At 35.1% G+C, this 18453-nt stretch carries 19 protein-coding genes; 3 read left to right on the forward strand and 16 right to left on the reverse strand.

Annotated elements, in window-relative coordinates; genetic code table 11:
• Positions 1–8: 8 nt before the first annotated feature.
• From GTR01_RS07610 to atpB, 11 genes are all read right to left on the reverse strand, one after another.
• Positions 9–1172, reverse strand: coding sequence for a methylmalonyl-CoA mutase family protein (locus GTR01_RS07610; protein WP_160137264.1), 1164 nt, complete (start codon positions 1170–1172; stop codon positions 9–11).
• Between the two features lie 68 nt (positions 1173–1240).
• Complete coding sequence (locus GTR01_RS07615) at positions 1241–1597, reverse strand: FtsB family cell division protein (RefSeq protein WP_068943509.1); 357 nt, start codon at positions 1595–1597, stop codon at positions 1241–1243.
• Positions 1598–1602: 5 nt separating this feature from the next.
• Positions 1603–2217: a uridine kinase gene (udk, locus tag GTR01_RS07620; protein ID WP_066693081.1), complete on the reverse strand. Its 615-nt coding sequence runs from the start codon at positions 2215–2217 to the stop codon at positions 1603–1605.
• 209 nt (positions 2218–2426) lie between these two features.
• Positions 2427–2732 (reverse strand): ATP-dependent Clp protease adaptor ClpS, encoded by a 306-nt coding sequence (locus GTR01_RS07625; protein ID WP_160137265.1) that lies wholly within the window; start codon positions 2730–2732, stop codon positions 2427–2429.
• 11 nt (positions 2733–2743) lie between these two features.
• The gene (locus tag GTR01_RS07630) at positions 2744–4102 is read right to left on the reverse strand and encodes a hemolysin family protein (protein WP_160137266.1); all 1359 of its coding nucleotides are present in this window, start codon (positions 4100–4102) and stop codon (positions 2744–2746) included.
• Between the two features lie 270 nt (positions 4103–4372).
• The gene (atpG, locus tag GTR01_RS07635) at positions 4373–5236 is read right to left on the reverse strand and encodes an ATP synthase F1 subunit gamma (protein WP_068943512.1); all 864 of its coding nucleotides are present in this window, start codon (positions 5234–5236) and stop codon (positions 4373–4375) included.
• Positions 5237–5313: 77 nt separating this feature from the next.
• Entirely contained in the window at positions 5314–6891 is a 1578-nt protein-coding gene (gene atpA, locus GTR01_RS07640) for a F0F1 ATP synthase subunit alpha (RefSeq protein ID WP_123911281.1), read from the reverse strand.
• Between the two features lie 16 nt (positions 6892–6907).
• On the reverse strand, positions 6908–7447 hold the full coding sequence (gene atpH, locus GTR01_RS07645; RefSeq protein ID WP_160137267.1) for an ATP synthase F1 subunit delta: 540 nt from the start codon (positions 7445–7447) through the stop codon (positions 6908–6910).
• 2 nt (positions 7448–7449) lie between these two features.
• The gene (locus GTR01_RS07650; protein WP_115973782.1) at positions 7450–7944 is read right to left on the reverse strand and encodes a F0F1 ATP synthase subunit B; all 495 of its coding nucleotides are present in this window, start codon (positions 7942–7944) and stop codon (positions 7450–7452) included.
• 104 nt (positions 7945–8048) lie between these two features.
• The gene (locus GTR01_RS07655; protein WP_007844726.1) at positions 8049–8267 is read right to left on the reverse strand and encodes an ATP synthase F0 subunit C; all 219 of its coding nucleotides are present in this window, start codon (positions 8265–8267) and stop codon (positions 8049–8051) included.
• Between the two features lie 51 nt (positions 8268–8318).
• Complete coding sequence (atpB, locus tag GTR01_RS07660) at positions 8319–9446, reverse strand: F0F1 ATP synthase subunit A (protein ID WP_160137268.1); 1128 nt, start codon at positions 9444–9446, stop codon at positions 8319–8321.
• A 916-nt stretch (positions 9447–10362) separates the two neighbouring features.
• Between atpB and ffh the strand changes: the two genes are divergently transcribed.
• The gene (ffh, locus tag GTR01_RS07665) at positions 10363–11724 is read left to right on the forward strand and encodes a signal recognition particle protein (RefSeq protein ID WP_068943517.1); all 1362 of its coding nucleotides are present in this window, start codon (positions 10363–10365) and stop codon (positions 11722–11724) included.
• Between the two features lie 71 nt (positions 11725–11795).
• On the opposite strand, the gene GTR01_RS07670 is transcribed toward ffh, so the two are convergent.
• The 5 genes from GTR01_RS07670 to GTR01_RS07690 all read right to left on the reverse strand — a co-directional run bounded on the left by GTR01_RS07670 (position 11796) and on the right by GTR01_RS07690 (position 16069).
• Positions 11796–12464: a porin family protein gene (locus GTR01_RS07670; protein WP_160137269.1), complete on the reverse strand. Its 669-nt coding sequence runs from the start codon at positions 12462–12464 to the stop codon at positions 11796–11798.
• An 87-nt stretch (positions 12465–12551) separates the two neighbouring features.
• Positions 12552–13220 (reverse strand): outer membrane beta-barrel protein, encoded by a 669-nt coding sequence (locus GTR01_RS07675; protein ID WP_160137270.1) that lies wholly within the window; start codon positions 13218–13220, stop codon positions 12552–12554.
• Between the two features lie 452 nt (positions 13221–13672).
• Complete coding sequence (locus GTR01_RS07680; protein WP_160137271.1) at positions 13673–14170, reverse strand: hypothetical protein; 498 nt, start codon at positions 14168–14170, stop codon at positions 13673–13675.
• 144 nt (positions 14171–14314) lie between these two features.
• Entirely contained in the window at positions 14315–14992 is a 678-nt protein-coding gene (locus GTR01_RS07685) for a porin family protein (protein WP_160137272.1), read from the reverse strand.
• Between the two features lie 117 nt (positions 14993–15109).
• Positions 15110–16069 (reverse strand): PhoH family protein, encoded by a 960-nt coding sequence (locus GTR01_RS07690; protein ID WP_160137273.1) that lies wholly within the window; start codon positions 16067–16069, stop codon positions 15110–15112.
• Positions 16070–16200: 131 nt separating this feature from the next.
• Here GTR01_RS07690 and GTR01_RS07695 point away from each other — a divergent pair, with 131 nt between their 5' ends.
• Positions 16201–17028, forward strand: a complete 828-nt coding sequence (locus tag GTR01_RS07695) for an S-adenosyl-l-methionine hydroxide adenosyltransferase family protein (protein ID WP_160137274.1) — start codon at positions 16201–16203, stop codon at positions 17026–17028.
• 63 nt (positions 17029–17091) lie between these two features.
• A complete protein-coding gene (locus GTR01_RS07700) occupies positions 17092–18399 on the forward strand; it encodes a dihydrolipoamide acetyltransferase family protein (RefSeq protein ID WP_160137275.1) in 1308 nt (435 codons plus the stop codon).
• Positions 18400–18453: the final 54 nt, after the last annotated feature.

The following is an 18453-nucleotide window of genomic DNA, read 5'->3' on the forward strand; positions in this document are numbered from 1 at the left end:
AAAAAAGGTTATTCAAACATTTCTGCCCAGCGAACAGCTTTAATTTCTTTTTCGTTGTATAGATCTGCAATAGACTTTTTAACGTCTAATTTGGGGTATAAATTAACTCCGATCAGTTTAATTTTTCCTTCTTCGATCCATGCCTGCTCTTCAATAGCGTGATCATAAATCTTTTTCTGAATAATTCCCTGCTTCAAAAGCTCAAGATAACCACCTGCTTCTTCCATTTCCACAAACAAAGCCCAGGACTTGTCTGCAATCTGCTGGGTGATATCTTCAACATAATAGCTTCCGTTAGCAGCGTCTTCAAATACGTTAATAATACTTTCGTAAGCTAATACAATCTGTTGCTTGAAAGAAATTTCTTCAGAGTTATCTGTACTTCTAGCGACAAGATAATTGTTGGTAAAAACAGCATCTGCCCCACCAATCATCGCTGAAGCAAGTTCCAGTGTAGAACGGATCAGATTATTTTCATTATCGGAAACCGCTTTATTTCTAAGGGAAGTCTCTGCAAAAATGTAGGGAACTTCATCAAGGTCGTATTCTTTGGAAAGTTGATTAAAAACCATTTTAAAGGCTCTCAATTTTGCCATTTCAAAGAAATAATTACCTCCCACAGCGATTTTGAAAATCAATTTATTAAAAATATCAGCACCATATACTTCTACTAGTTCTTTTGTTTTTGCTAAAGCTATTCCTAATTGCTGATAGATGGCAGCTCCGGCATTCTGATGTAAGGAAATATCTATACAAATACTTCTTTTAAATCCTTTTGACAATAATTCCTTAGCTAGCTGATCATCAATAGTTGCCTCTTTTTCGTTAAAAACATCAATTAAAGAAAAATATTGATCTTCTTCCTGGGGACTGATGTGCCCTGCAAGGTCTTTGTTGTTGACAAAAATGGTCTTCTCTGTCAGATGTTCTACATTCTGATCCAGCAAAAATGCAAATACTTCATCTTCCAGACTTTCATGATATCTGGCTACCAAATGGGTGCTTTCTTCAACTCTTGGCAGGTTTGCCAAAGGCTTCTTAACATCTGTATAGAAAGGTTTTACATCTATTCCCTCTAGATTTTCCTTTTCGAGAATAGGGTAAATATCTTCTGTTTTAAGCTGTTTTTTTACTAAATTTTCCCAGTTTGGAAGGGTAGCTGTATTTGACATTAGTTTTATTTAGGTTGTGAATTGTCAAAGGGGAATTGATGAACTCCCCCTGGTGACCTATTCTATTATTATTTTTTAGCGACTTTTGTACTGTCTACCACCAGAATGAAGATTTCTTCATTTGGTTTCTTCATAAAATAATTTTCTCTTGCATACTTTTCCTTTTCTGACTTGTTATTCATCAATTTTTTATAGAAGGCATCATTCTTTTCGTATTCTTTTTTGTAATACTCCAATTGATCTTCATATTTATGAATCTCACCATTCAGTTCGTTAATGACAAGAAATGAGGTTTTGTCGAAGAAAATCATCCATACCAAGAACAAACAGATCGTAATGGTATACTTATTCAACACATATTTTTGGATAAGTTTGAATGTTTCAGATTTCGGCTGAATGTCTTTGATAAGGTTATTTTCTTCCATTTTTTTTAATGTTTTCTCAACGAGTTTTTAATAACAGTAGTTAAAAAATCAATCGCTACGGAATTCTGTTTCATATTTGGGATAATAAGATCCGCCTCGTTCTTAGAGGGCTCAATAAATTCCTGGTGCATTGGTTTTAAAGTAGTCTGATAGCGGTGTAAAACTTCGCTCAGATCTCTTCCTCTTTCCTGAGTGTCTCTCCTGATCCTCCTGATCAGCCTTTCATCAGAATCTGCGTGAACAAAAACCTTCAGGTCAAATTCTTTCAGTAATTCTTTATTGGTAAGAACCAAAATTCCCTCTACTACCAATACGTTCTTAGGTTCTACAGTGACGTGATCTCCAGTTCTGGAATGTGTTACAAAGCTATAAATCGGCTGTTCTATCGGCTCATTGTTTTTTAAAGCTTTTACGTGTTTTATCAGTAAATCAAAATCTATCGACTTCGGATGGTCATAATTTAAAGCCTCTCTTTCCGTCAATGTAAGACCTTGGTTGTCGTGATAATAATTATCCTGAGAAAGGATATTCATTCCTTCGATATCAAGCTGCTGAAGTATCTTATCAACAACTGTAGTTTTGCCGGATCCTGTCCCACCGGCAATTCCTATTACAAGCATTGTTTTTTTGTTTCTTTATAGTTGGTACAAATATACTATTTTAGATAAAATGTAGCAATGTAAGAGTATTGAGAAATTAAAAGATTAAAGCATTTAAAGATTAAAAGATTTCCCGGAATGTCGTCATTCTTTGTGATGTATTGTTATTACTCGATTTTCACCTCTGAATTCAATAAAAAAAACCGACAATTAACTTGTCGGTTTTTATTTTATACGATTTCACTCGTTAATTCTCGTGAAAGTAATTTTTCGTGCATGGGCTTCAAAAGATCCAATGAGCCTGTTTTTACAGTACATTTGCCCTTATAGTGGACAAGAATTGTACATTGCTCTGCCTGTTCTAATGTATGCTTGCATATTTCAATCAGGCTGTCGATCACATAATCGAAGGTATGAATATCATCATTATGCAACACCAGTTTGTAGACTTCATCTGTATCATCCAGTACAAGAACTTCTTCTTCATACTGTCGTTTCGGATCTTCGTAGTCTCTTATCGTATTATAAAAATTCATTCTTAGTTGTTTTAAACTTCACCAATCTTTTCTGCTAAACTATCAATAGCATTAGGCTCCTGGTATATCAATTCAACGAGTTCTACACTCTTATTGTTCATCTTCAGAATTTTGAAATGATAGTCATCCAGATCAAATTCCTGGTTTTCTTCAGGAATTTCTTCCAGTTCATAAAGAATAAATCCGGCCAGCGAGTTGTATTCGCTTTCTTCTGAAAGAGGGAGCTTCTTAGGTAAAAATTCATTGATTTCATCCAAAGGCTGAGTGGCCTGTACCCAATAGGTATTATCTGCTATTTTATCCACGATTTTTTCTTCGTCATCTTCTTCATCCTGAATTTCTCCTACAAGCTCTTCAAGGATATCCTCAAGAGTAATAATCCCTTCAGTTCCTCCAAATTCATCAATAACGATAGCAATATGCTGTTTTTTCAATTGGAAAGTTTTCAATAAGTCTGAAACTTTTTTACTTTCCACTACGAAAAAGGCATCACGCATTAAGTCTTTAAGATCTTCATGATCCAGATCTCCTTTTCTTTTAACAAATTCTCTTATAATTTCCTTGGTGTAGAAAATTCCGATCACATTGTCAATAGAATCAATATATACAGGGATACGGGAATACCCACTGTCCATAATCTTATTAATAATGTCGTTCACATCTTCTTCAAAGTCGATGGAAGTAATATTTTGTCTTGGAACCATGATCTGTTTTGCAGAGTGATCTGTAAAATCAAATGCATTTTTAATAATCTCATAGTTCTCTTCCTCAATCTCACCACTGTCTGCACTTTGTTTTACCAAAAGCTGAAGTTCTTCTGTAGAGTGAATTTCCTGCTCAGAAGCCGGGTGAATCTTGATAAGTCTAAGGAAACCATTAGACATAGAGTTCATTAACCAGATAAACGGTTTAAAGATGGTATAGAAAACTCTCAACGGAACAGCAGTTGCCATTGTTGTAGATTCTGATTTTCTGATCGCTATTGATTTAGGGATAAGTTCTCCAAATACAATATGCATAATGGTAATCAACACAAAGCTGGTTACTACTGAAACGGTAGTAATCGTCGTTTGGGTTAAATCAACATTTAAAGAGTGAAAAATATTTTCAACGATATGGTGTAAGGCACTCTCTCCTACCCAACCCAGGGCAAGGGAAGCCAACGTAATTCCTAATTGTGTTGCGGAAAGATATTCATCAAGGTGTTTGATGATATGTTCTGCCTGTTTTGCCATAGAATCCCCTTCTGCGGCTTTTAACTGAATTTGAGAGTAACGAACTTTAACAATTGAAAATTCTGCGGCTACGAAGAAGCCATTTAGTAAAACAAGAAATAAGGCCAGCAAAAGCCTGACTATGTCCGAGTCCATTTAGAAGTTGTATAAATTTTATTAGGTACAAAGATATGCAAAATAAAAATAACCTGAATCTTGGATAGATTATTTCAATAGAGGAATTTTTAAGGAAAAAAAACAGCTTCATAAAACCTGCCTATTTTGCAATAAAAAAAATAATCGGATATATGAATTGTTTTTACAGAATAAGATAATTTTTGAAAGCTTAATAAGCGTTTTTAACCTTTAGAAACGAAAAAAGCATCGATAAGATCGATGCTTTTAGTTGTATGTTAAAATAATTCTTTATGAATTTTTTAAAGCTTCTGCTCCGGAAACAATTTCCAAGATTTCGTTGGTAATTGCAGCCTGTCTTGCTTTGTTGTAGAAAATTTTAAGATCATTTCTCAAAGCTTCTGCGTTATCTGTAGCTTTATGCATTGCAGTCATTCTTGCTCCGTGTTCAGAGGCTACTGAATCTAAGATTGCTTTGAAAACCTGAGTTTTAATAGACTTAGGGATCAAGTTATCTAAGATCTCTGCTCTGTTTGGTTCGAAGATATAATCTGTTTCAACCTGTGGCTCTGTAGTTTCAGGCATTGAGATTGGAAGAAGTTGTTCTGTAGTTACCTCTTGAGTAGCTGCATTAACGAATTTGTTATAAATAACATAAACTTCGTCAAATTTACCTTCTTTGAAGCTTGTCATAACACCTTCAGTGATATGAGCAACTGCATCAAAATTCAGGTTATCATAAACAGAACTTCCATTAGCATATACTGAACGATTTCTTCTTACAGCATCATATACTTTTTTACCTACAGGAAGAACTTCAATCTCATACTGAGAGTTGTTCTGGAACTGAAGGTTAAGCTCTTTTACAATCGAAGAGTTAAAAGCTCCTGCAAGACCTCTGTTTGAAGTAACAGCGATGAAAAGTATTCTTTTAACCTCTCTTTTCTGAGCATATACAGAAACCTGGTCAGGATCAGAGCTAGAATTTACATTCTGGATAAGCTCCTGTAATTTTTCAGAATAAGGTCTTAACATTACGATTGCGTCTTGTGCTTTTTTAAGTTTCGCTGCGGAAACCATCTTCATAGCACGTGTAATCTGCATCGTAGATGAAATTGACGTAATTCTGCCTCGTATTTCTTTTAAGTTTGCCATTAATTTGGGTTCAAAGTTTAAGGTCTAAAGTTTAAGGCTTAAAACATTATATTTTAAACCTTAAACATTGAATTTTTTTAGTTGTATTTAGAAGCTAAATCGTTAGCTGCCTGCTTAAGAACGCTTGTAATATCGTTATCAATTTTCCCAGACTTGATAGCAGCCATAGTATCAGGGTGCTTAGATCTTAGGAACTCGATATACTCATGTTGGAATTCTTTAATCTTGTTCAATGGAACGTTTCTCATTAAGTTTTCTGTTCCAGCATATACGATCGCTACCTGACTGTCTACAGGAAGTGGTGCATTTACCGGCTGCTTAAGGATTTCTACGTTTCTTTCTCCTTTAGAGATTACTGCTAAAGTAGAAGCATCAAGGTCAGAACCGAATTTAGCAAACGCTTCAAGTTCTTTATATTGAGCCTGGTCTAATTTAAGAGTACCAGATACTTTTTTCATTGACTTGATCTGAGCGTTACCTCCTACTCTCGATACAGAGATACCAACGTTGATCGCTGGACGAACCCCTGAGTTGAATAGATCAGACTCCAAGAAGATCTGTCCGTCAGTAATAGAGATTACGTTAGTTGGGATATACGCAGAAACGTCACCTGCCTGAGTTTCGATGATTGGAAGAGCAGTTAATGAACCACCACCTTTCACGATTGGCTTAAGAGATTCTGGCAAATCGTTCATTTGCTTAGCAATTTCGTCATCAGCGATTACTTTTGCAGCTCTTTCCAATAGTCTTGAGTGAAGATAGAAAACGTCTCCAGGGTAAGCTTCACGGCCCGGTGGTCTTCTCAATAGTAGAGAAAGCTCACGGTAAGCAACAGCTTGTTTAGATAAATCATCATAAACGATAAGCGCTGGTCTACCAGTGTCTCTGAAGAACTCACCGATAGAAGCTCCTGCCATTGCAGAATATACCTGCATTGGAACTGGATCTGATGCGTTAGCTGCAACGATTACCGTATAAGCTAAAGCTCCTTTATCAGAAAGTGTTTTAACGATTTGTGCTACAGTAGAAGCTTTCTGACCGATAGCAACATATATACAATATACTGGTTTACCAGCATCAAAGAATTCTTTTTGGTTGATGATCGTATCGATCGCAACAGTAGTTTTACCTGTTTGTCTGTCACCGATGATAAGCTCTCTCTGACCTCTTCCTACAGGAATCATCGCATCAATTGCAACGATACCAGATTGTAAAGGCTCAGTTACCGGTTGTCTGAAGATAACTCCAGGAGCTTTTCTTTCTAATGGCATTTCGTATAAATCTCCTGTGATAGGACCTTTACCATCGATAGGGTTACCAAGAGTATCTACTACTCTTCCTAACATACCTTCTCCTACTTTAATAGAAGAGATTCTGTTTGTTCTTCTTACTGTATCCCCTTCTTTTACTAATTTACTTTCACCAAGTAGAGCAACACCTACGTTGTCTTCTTCAAGGTTAAGTACAATACCTTCTACATCACTAGAAAATTTCACCAACTCTCCGTATTGTACGTTTTCTAACCCGTATACACGAGCAATACCATCACCGATGGTTAAAACTGTACCTACTTCCTCAACGTTTGATTGAGTATCGAAGTTGGCCAATTGCTGTTTTAAGATCGCAGATACTTCTGCCGGATTTATTTCTGCCATTGTATGGTTGTTTTTCTTAATTTAATTGAAAATCTTTTTTAACTTGGTTCAATTTGGTCTTCACAGACGCGTCTACCTGCTGGTCTCCTACTCTTAGGATGTATCCACCTAAAATATCTTGGTTGATGATAAGCTTCAAATCGAAGTTTGAATTAGCATTCACCAAGTTGGTAGATCTTAGAATCTGATCAATATTCTCTTTGGAAAGCTGAGTAGCTGTTGTAAGCGTTACTCTCTGTACTCCGTTGATGTCTTCAACTTTGTTGATAAATTCCTGAGCGATATTTTTCAATTGGCTTTCACGTCCGTGTTTAATAACCAATTTAATCAAATTCTGGGAAGATGCTGATAAACCTTTGAAAATTTCGTTTGCTACCTCTATTTTCTTTTTTGCATCAATGTAAGGTGTAAGGAAGAATTTGTTCAAATCCTTAGATTCAATCATGATCTTCACTACATCTTTCATTTCAGAAAACACGGCAGCTGTTTGACCTGATTCATTCGTGAAATCAAGTAAACCCTGTGCGTATCTTTTCGCTACTTTAGATGTAAGCATTCTTAGTTAAGGTTAGATTTGTTGATATAATTTTGAACTAATTCGTTTTGAGCTTCCGTGTTATCTAACTTTTGTTTCAAGATAGATTCTGCAATGTTTACAGATAAAGCACCGATTTGAGTTTTGATGTCTGCCATTGCAGCATTTTTCTCAGCGTTGATAGTTTGCTTAGCAGCTTCGATAAGTTTGTCTCCTTCAGCTTTAGCAACATCTTTAGCTTCACCTACGATTCTGTCTTTAATTTCTCTAGCTTCTTTAAGGATAGCGTCTCTTTCGATTTTAGCTTCACGAATAATTCTTTCGTTGTCAGCTTTAAGATCTTCCATCTCTTTTTTAGCCAATTTAGCTTGGTTTAATGCATCAATGATAGAAGTTTCTCTTTCATTAACAGCATTTACAATTGGTTTCCAAGCGAATTTAGCTAGAAGAAATAATAGGATAACAAAAGTAAGCGTCATCCAAAACAAAAGTCCAATTCCAGGTTCAATAATTCCCATATCTGTAAATTCTTTTTTTAAATGTTATTTTATGGATCGTTTTTTTAAAAGATTCTTAGCAGCAGCCAACCGCTTTACTGCTAAGAATGTTTTTTGAGGATAGATTACTTGATGAAAGCACCAAAGATGATCGCGATAAGACCAGCACCTTCAATAAGACCAGCAGCGATAAGCATTGCTCCTTGAATCTTACCAGCTTGTTCTGGTTGTCTAGCGATAGCGTCCATTGCGTGACCACCGATTTTACCGATACCTAGACCTACACCTAGTACTGCTAAACCGATACCTACGTAAATTAATCCTGCTCCTGTTGATAAATCCATAATAAATAAATTATATTAGTTAAAAAATTATTTTTAAATTCTTTCTTTTAATTAGTGAGCGTGCTCTTCGTGACCGTGCTCATGTTCGTGTTCTGCAACTGCAATTCCGATAAATAGTGCGGATAATACAGTGAAGATATATGCTTGCAATGCTGCTACCAATAATTCCAATACTGAAACGAATAGTGCTAATGGTACAGATGCAAATCCTAATAATGGAGTTTTGAAAATGAAGATCAATGAAACGATCGCCAAGATCATAATGTGTCCCGCTGTAACGTTAGCGAAAAGTCGCATCATTAAAGCGAAAGGCTTTGTAAAGATTCCGATGATCTCGATTGGAACCATGATTGGATACAATAAGATTGGAACCGGCGGCATAAAGATGTGTTTCCAGTAATCTTTATTCGCACTGAATAATGTAATTAATAATGTAATGATCGCTAATACTGCTGTGATCGCAATGTTACCAGTAAGGTTAGCTCCGAATGGGAAGAAAGGAATCAACCCAAACAAGTTGTTAATCCAGATAAAGAAAAATGCAGTTAATAAATAAGGCATATATCTTTTGTACTTAACAGACCCGATGTTTGGAATAGCCACTTCGTCTCTGATAAACACAATCACTGGCTCCATTAATTTTCCAATACCTTTTGGAAGTTGTGATTTCTTGTAGTTTCTTGCCATTCCTATGAACACTACTGCCATAAAAATTACTGACAAGAACATTGAAGCTGCATTTTTTGTTACTGAAAGATCAAAAAACACTTCGTTTGATTTTTGCTTTCCACTGATGATTGAAAATAATGTAGCTTTTTCAATTCCTTTAGTAGAAACTACTTGTCCGTGCTCTAAAGTATACCCATCATGTTCGTGTCCGTGAGCAATACTACTAGAAAGAAAAGTATGCCATCCTTCATTATCTTTAATGATAACAGGCAAAGGGATAGAAACGTGATGTTCTTCACCACTGTCATCTTTTGTAGTCCATAAATGCCATTCATTAGAATCACCAATGTGTTCCATGATCATTGTGGTCGCATTGAAGCCGTCTTTCGCTTCTTTGTTCTCTACTTTTTCCGCTGATACTTCTCCTTCTGATTCGTGTTGAGCAGCAGCTAAACTGCTTATAAACACAAATAAAAATGCGAAAAATAATGAAGAAATTTTTCTGTTCATATCTCTTTTTTAATCGTGTGCAAATATATCGATTTTATTAAACTTTACCAATACTAAAAATTGATTTTTATCATCAAAAAAATCAAGACTTATTAATGAGTTTTATTATGGGTAAATAAATAAGGAATGATGCAACGAGAAAACAGATCACTATAAAGAGAAAATTAGCTTTGGTCTTCTCTATTATTATTAAAGAAGCAATCAGCCAAATCAGATCCTTAGAAAGGTTAATGACCAGAAATTTCATTCCTGCATCCTGTTTACCGTATAAATACTTTTTAAATATTATATATACTATTATATTAAGCAGTGATATTAATAATACAATAATGAGACTATCAAGAAAATTCATGCTGCAAAAATAAGATTATAATTTTTGAAACAAAAGAATTCTTCTATATCTATAATAAGGATGGAAGATGGAAGCCGGATGATGGAAGTTACTATTCTACAACACCGCAATTCAGGTCGCTTTATTAAAATAATCCAAGACTCTTACTTTATATATTATTAAAAAATCTTATTTACTACTATCGACTTCAAAAAACTTCCCTCTCCCCGCTTCCAGCCTCCAACTTTAATCAAATCCTTATAACATTAAGTCTATCATACTCAAGCTTTCCAACAAAACATCTTATAAAGAGTCTTATTTACTCTTATCGACCTCAAAAAACTTCCCTCTCCCCGCTTCCAGCCTCCAACTTTAATCAAATCCTTATAATATTAAGTCTATCATACTCAAGCTTTCCAACAAAACATCTTATAAAGAGTCTTATTTACTCTTATCGACCTCAAAAAACTTCCCTCTCCCCGCTTCCAGCCTCCAACTTTAATCAAATCCTTATAATATTAAGTCTATCATACTCAGGTTTCTTAAAAATTCCTTATTTTTGCAAACCTATAATTTACAATAAATATGTTTAATAGTTTACAGGATAAATTAGACAAGGCATTACATAATATTTCCGGACGTGGAAAAATTACTGAAATCAATGTAGCGGAAACCGTAAAGGAAATCCGTAGAGCATTGGTAGATGCCGACGTTAACTATAAAGTTGCAAAAGATCTTACAAAAAGAGTTCAAGATAAAGCATTAGGCGAAAATGTTCTTACTTCCCTTACTCCGGGACAGCTGATGACAAAAATCGTTCATGATGAGTTGGTAGATCTAATGGGAGGATCTCAGGAAGGAATTAATCTTTCAGGAAAACCTTCTGTAATCCTTATTGCGGGTCTTCAGGGTTCTGGTAAGACTACTTTCTCTGGAAAACTTGCTAATTATTTACAGACAAAAAGAAATAAAAAGCCTTTATTGGTAGCATGTGACGTTTACCGTCCAGCTGCAATTGATCAGCTAAAAGTACTGGGAGGACAGATCAATGTACCTGTATATACTGAGGAAGGGGCTACAAACCCTTCTACAATTGCTGAAAATGCAATCAACTTTGCAAAGGCTAACAATCACGATGTAGTAATTGTGGATACTGCAGGTCGTTTAGCGATTGATGAGCAAATGATGAACGAGATTAAATCCGTACATTATTTCATCAAACCGCAGGAAACCCTTTTTGTAGTGGATTCCATGACTGGTCAGGATGCTGTGAATACTGCTAAAGCATTCAACGATGCCTTGAACTTCGATGGGGTTGTTCTTACTAAATTAGATGGTGATACAAGAGGGGGTGCTGCTTTAACGATCCGTTCTGTTGTTGAGAAACCTATCAAATTTATCTCTACAGGTGAAAAAATGGAAGCCCTTGATCTTTTCTATCCAGAAAGGATGGCAGACAGAATCTTAGGGATGGGAGACGTTGTTTCCTTAGTAGAAAGAGCTCAGGAGCAGTTTGACGAAGAAGAAGCTAAAAAACTTCACAAGAAAATCGCTAAAAACGAATTTGGTTTTGACGATTTCTTGAAGCAAATCAACCAGATCAAGAAGATGGGTAACATGAAAGACCTTATGGGAATGATTCCAGGGGTTGGGAAAGCTATTAAAGATGTGGAAATCAGTGATGATGCATTTAAACACATTGAAGCGATTATTTACTCTATGACACCGGAAGAAAGAAGAAGACCTTCTATTATCAATACACAGAGAAAGAACAGAATTGCAAGAGGTGCAGGAAGAAAGATTGAAGATGTAAATCAATTGATGAAACAATTCGATCAGATGGGTAAAATGATGAAGATGATGCAAGGTCCTCAAGGAAAGCAGATGATGCAGATGATGAGCAAAATGCCGAATATGCCTGGAATGGGTGGAATGTTCGGAAAATAATTTTAAATCGAAATTTCAGCATAAAAAAACTCTCAGGAATCCTGAGAGTTTTTATTTTATATAAAGTTGTCTTATTTAAATTTATATCCAACACCAATCTGAAAGAAGTTCATCTTCAATTTCTCGTTGTTCGCAGGATTTTTAATCAAATTTGTTAAACCAAAGCTATAACGCGCATCTACAAATAAACCTTTGTAAACGTCGTAATCAGCTCCAAAAAACAAACCAAAATCAGTAGACTTTAAAGAATCATTTAAATAATTTTCTACCACTTTCTCGCCCTCTCTAACTACACTTTGATTCACTGATGCACCTGCTGGTAAACCTGTTACATCAAACTTTGCTGTATTATTGGTTTTAAAGCTTACATAAGGCCCTGCATACACTCCTAATTCAGGTGTTACATAATATCTTGCAGAAATAGGAATCACTATTCTGTTAAGATTAAGCTTTTCAGTTACTGTAACTCCGTATGGTAAAGAAACTTCTGCTTTTCCTCCTAAATTAGCATATTCTACTTCCCCCTGGATAGCAAATTTACTGTTGAATTTATGCTCAACCAATCCACCTACATAAAATCCTGATTTAGATTTCAGACCTCCTGATACTCCTCCTGCTTCAAAATCACTTTCATTAGAGTTTAATTTTGATAACGCATATCCTCCTTTTACACCAAATGTAGTTTGTGCATTTACCCCTGCAAATAATGCAATTGCAGATGCTAATAGAATTTTTTTCATAGTTATTATATTTAATTTAAAATATGTTTAAAGTCAAAAAAAAGCCCCAAGAGATACTTAGGGCTTCTTTGCTATATGCTTTGTTTATTATTTTGCAAATACATACTTAACTCCGAAAGTTACAGAAGATAAGTTTAATCCGAAGTTATAGTTGTTTGTAGCATCACCATCTTTTGGCTTGTAGTTGCTATAACCAAACTCACCGATAGTAGCTTCGATAGACCAGTTCTTGTTTAAGAAGTAATCTAAACCTGGCTTAACAGTAACACCAATTTTAGTGTATTTAGCTTCAGATGAAACAGAAGTTGAAGTTGTAGAAGTACCAGTAGAAGTTGTAGTTGTAGTTACATCGTTGTTTTCTACTTTAGTTTTTCCAAACTGCATTGGCACTGCTAATTGTCCGAAGAAATATAATTTATCAGATAAAGTCCAATATTTTCTTACGAATGGAGCAACAACGAAAGCTGGTTTTTTTGTAATATCTTCGCTAACAGTTGTAGTGTTAAGTAAAGATGAAGTTGAAGTTTCAGTAGTTTTTTCAGTCTGATAACCAACTCCTAAACCTATCGCTAAGTTAGTGTTTACGAAATATCCAACTGTAGGTAATACGTTGAAGTTTTCTTTTTTATAGTTTCCGTTGTTAGTTTCTTCTTGAGAATAACCAACAGATCCTGATAAATATGTAGTTCCTTTAGCAATCTGAGCATTTGATAAACCAAAAAGTGCAACAGCACCCGCTAATAATACTTTTTTCATTTTAAAAATTTTTAATACTTTCTGGAGGCAAATTTACAGTCGTCTCCATTAATATTAAAATTTGTTAATGTGATTAATATCATTGTTAAAATTTACAAATTTGTAAAAATAAATCATAGCAAAGAGACTGTTTTGGTTTTTTCACAATTTTATGAATAAAAAAACAACAATTTATCAACCAGAGCCCAATATGCTTAATTTTCTAAATTTAAAAATTTAATCAAAATCACCTCATTTCTACCCCATACAACAAAAACAACATTGTTAAAATATTAACATTTAAGCCATTAACTCTTAAAATTTAAACATTTGTTTATAATTTGAGTTTATGATAAACTGCTCAATGCTACACAATAAGAGCTTAGAAATAAAATACCACCACATTATAAGGAGGTATCTCAATAAAAAACTCCAGCTGAAAGCCGGAGTTCTGTATATTATATCAACATTATTTATTTAATGAAGAAATTGAACCCTAGGTTCACTGCTCCTGCAGTCCAGCTATAGGTACCCCAGCCCACTTTCTGGCTGTTGCTTACAGACTGATATCCTATATACAATTCTCCTTTAGACATCTGATATCCAAATTTAGGCTGTGCATAGAAACCTCCATCAACTCCGCTTTTTGTAGAAATTCCATATCCTAGGTCTAATCCTACAAAGATAGGTGCACCTTTAAATTTATATTTACCGGCAACCGCTACTGGAATGAATCCGAAATCATCAAAGTGATCTTTTCCGAAGAAATGAGAATATCCTGTTGCTACCCCAAGGTCAAAACCTTTAGCAATATTCCACATATAAGCTCCATCAACTCCTAATGTAAATGAAGATACGTTACTTGCATCAGATACAGGAATCCCAATATGTCCACCTAATTTTAAACCTTCCTGAGCCTGAGCCGCTCCTCCTAAAAGTGCAAAAGCACCTACTAATAATAGCTTTTTCATTTTTTAAGTTTAAATTTTACGCCCCAAAAATACTAATTATTTTCATTACAGGGACATATTCCAATAAATGGCATTCACCAAAAACAAAAAACAGGACAAATCTGTCCTGTTTATATCTCAATTTTGATTATTCAATCTTTCAGATTAATTTCCTCCGAATTTGAAACCTACACCTACTTGAACAAAGCTATCTTTTAGCGTTCCGTTTCCACCATCTTGTTTTTTCATAAGATTAGAAACTCCCAAGTTATATCTTGCATCAAAGAATAGTCCGTTTTCAAGAGTATATTCAGCACCTACAAATGGAGCTAAATTCAACTTATTCAAATTATCTTTAATATCTTCTGTTTCACTTGTTGAATCAGAAGACGTTTGACCTCCTGCAGTTGCTGTTAAATCAGCTGTTACTTTAACTTTTGCAGAAGTAATAATTCCTACGTTAAGTCCTAAAGCAAAAGCTAAGTTTTCTGTTGCATAATATTTAGCACTCACAGGGATTTGCACTGTCCCTAGTTTCCAGTCTGATTTTTGAGTACCTGTAGCAGTAGCCCCCATCATGCTATAGGAAACCGTTTCTTCCTGCTTACCTCCTATTGGAGAATATAATACCTCCCCTTGTACAGCAAACTTATCGTTGAATTTATATTCAGCCATAAGCCCGGCATAAAAAGTAGATTTTGCATCAAACTTGTAAGTTTGTCCTTCACCACTTGCTTTAAGCATTGATAAAGAATAACCTGCTTTAGGTCCAAATTTAAATTCCTGCGCGTTTGCAGTAACTCCCAATACAGCAACGGCTGCAATAAGTAAAAGTTTTTTCATTGTTTATTAGTTATACATTTAAGGACTGCAAAACTAATTCTTTTTTTTAAATTAACAAATTTTAAGACAAAATTCGAAAGTTAATAAAAGGTTAACAACATTTTTACTTATTTAGCTTTAGTCATTTCTCAATCTTTTTTCTTCATCATTATAAGCAAGAATAATCTTCCTTACCACAGGATGCCTTACCACATCTTCCTCTGTAAGATACACAAAACCAATCTCCTTCACTCCATTCAAAATCCTCATTGCTTCTTTCAATCCGGATTGTTGGTTCTTCGGAAGGTCAATCTGACTTGGATCTCCGGTAATGATAAATTTTGCATTCATCCCCATCCTTGTCAGGAACATTTTCATCTGGGCATGAGTCGTATTCTGTGCTTCATCAAGAATTACAAAGGCATCATCCAGAGTACGTCCCCTCATAAAAGCTAATGGCGCTACCTCAATCACTTTCTTCTCCATAAAGCCTTCCAGTTTTTCATGAGGAATCATATCACGAAGCGCATCATATAAAGGTTGCAAGTATGGATCTAATTTTTCTTTAAGATCCCCAGGTAAAAATCCAAGGCTCTCCCCTGCTTCTACAGCGGGTCTTGTCAGAATAATTCTTTTTACTTCCTTATCTTTCAAAGCTCTTGCAGCCAAAGCTACGCTGGTATAAGTTTTTCCGGTACCAGCTGGCCCGATAGCAAACACCATATCTTTTTTCTCTGTTTCTTTTACCAGTTTTTTAAGATTGGTTGTTTTAGCTTTAATGACTTTTCCATTTACTCCTTTTACGATAATATCCTGGTCAAAAATCAGTTGCTTTTCATTCTCATCTTTAATATTCAGAATATTTTCAACGTCTTTCAGTCCTATCGAATTATTTTTTGAGATAAATTTTACGATATCATCCAGTTTTTGCTTTAGTATGTCTAATGCTTCCTGGTTACCCATGGCAAAGATATAATGATCTCTTCCTGTAATTTTAATGGTTGGGAAGCTTGATTTTAGTAAGTTGAAATATTGGTTATTAACTCCATAGAAGATTTTCGCGTCGATTTCTTCCAGATCATAGGTCAATTCAAACATGCAGTATTTTTATTTTTAGATTTTAAAATTAAGCTTTTTTTCAAATTTATATCAAATTCTTTTCAACAATCTTTCGGGCTTTCCTTTTATTTTAAATAACTTTGCATGACTACACTATTCTAAAATTGCTCATGTCAATTATTACCCTTACTTCGGATTTCGGAAATTTAGATTACAGAGTTGCCGCTGTGAAAGGCAAAATTCTGTCTCTAAATCCTGAGGTTAATATTATTGATATAACCCACGACATCCAGGCATTCAACCTTATACAAACATCATATATTGTAAGAAACGCATATAAATACTTCCCTAAAGGCAGTATCCACATCATTTCTGTAGATAGTTTTTACAATAAATCAAGAAAAAATATTCTTTATAAAGCTGATGGTTCTTACTTTCTGGCCGCAGATAATGGTCTTTTAAGTCTGATCTTTTTTGATATTAAACCTGAAGCAATCTATGAGATTACTTTAAATAATCGTTTTGACGATATCATCAACTTTACTTCTACCGACATTTTTGTTCCGGCAGCTGTACATCTTGCTAACGGTGGCCTTCCGGAAGTAATTGGAAGAAAAATAGATTCTGTGAAGCAGCTGATGTTCCCCAGAGCTGTTTATAATGAGTCTGAAGGAATGATTATTGGTGAAGTTACCTATATTGATAATTTCGGAAATATAATCTCAAATATCAACAAAGATTTCTTTGAAAATATAAGCAAAGGATACAATGGTTTTACTATAAAATTCAGGAACTTGAGTCTTTCAAGGATCTTTTCCAGCCATACGGAAGTGGTTTCAGACTGGGAAAGGGAAACGGAATTTCATGGGCAGTCTGCTGCAATTTTCAATGACAGTCAGTTATTGGAGCTTACTATTTATAAAGGAAGTAAGAAAAACGGAGCTAAGAGCCTGTTTGGATTGAATGTAGGAGAAAATATCTACATTGAATTCATGTAAAATTATATATTTCATAAAAAAACCGATTTTTTTTATATATTTGTCAAAATCTAAAAATCAAAAATGGCAGAATACAAATTATTGCTTCCTTCCATGGGAGAAGGGGTTATGGAAGCGACAATTATCACTTGGTTATTCAATGAAGGTGATAACGTAAAAGAGGATGACTCTGTAGTAGAAATTGCAACAGATAAAGTAGATTCAGACGTTCCGACACCAGTTTCGGGAAAAATAGTGAAAATTTTAAAGCAAAAAGATGAAGTTGCAAAAGTAGGTGAGGCCATTGCTATTTTAGAAATTGAAGGAGAAGGTTCTGCTTCCGAGGAAGTAACCACTGAAGCACCAGCAACTACTCCGGACACTGAAACGTTAAAAACAATTGAGCAGCCTTTACAAACTGTAGCTGCATCCAATGTAGAATTCTCAGGAGATCTTTATTTATCTCCACTTGTAAAATCAATTGCACAACAGGAAAATATTTCTGAAACTGAACTTAAATCTATCAAAGGAAGCGGTTTAGAAGGAAGAATTACTAAAGAAGATATTTTAGCTTACGTTGCTAACAGAGGAAACCAACCTGCTCAGCAGGCTGCTCCGGTTCAACAAACCGTTGCCGCTCCAACTCCTGTTTCTGCACCAGCTGCAACCATTACGGCTGCTGCGGGAGATGAAATCATTCCAATGGACAGAATGAGAAAGATCATCGCAGAAAACATGGTAAAAGCAAAACAAATTGCTCCACACGTAACTTCTTTCATTGAAACAGACGTTACCAACGTTGTAAAATGGAGAGCTAAACATAAAGCAGCTTTCGAAAAACGTGAAGGTGAAAAACTTACTTTCATGCCTATCTTTGTGAAAGCAGTGGTGAAAGCAATCCAGGATTTCCCAATGATCAATGTTTCTGTAAGCGGTGAAAACATCATCAAAAAGAAAAATATCAACATTGGTATGGCTACTGCTCTGCCAGACGGAAACCTTATTGTTCCTGTAATCAAGAATGCTGATCAGTTATCTCTGTCAGGTCTTGCAAAAGCAATCAATGATTTAGCGTACAGAGCAAGAAACAAGAAGTTAAGACCAGAAGATACTCAAGGGGCAACGTATACAATTTCTAACGTGGGAAGCTTTGGAAACCTTATGGGAACTCCAATCATTCCTCAGCCACAGGTTGCAATCCTTGCTATTGGAGCGATCGTTAAAAAACCTGCAGTTCTTGAAACGGCTGATGGTGATGTCATCGCAATCAGAAACTTAATGTTTATGTCTCACTCTTACGATCACAGAGTCGTAGATGGTTCTCTAGGAGGAATGATGTTGAAGCATGTTCACGATTACCTTGAAAACTGGGATCTGAATACGGAAATATAAGAATAAGTAATCGGTAATAAGTAATTTATTTCCTGCCGATTATATCATCAATAT

This window comes from Chryseobacterium sp. c4a, from assembly GCF_009900745.1.
Taxonomy (GTDB): domain Bacteria; phylum Bacteroidota; class Bacteroidia; order Flavobacteriales; family Weeksellaceae; genus Chryseobacterium.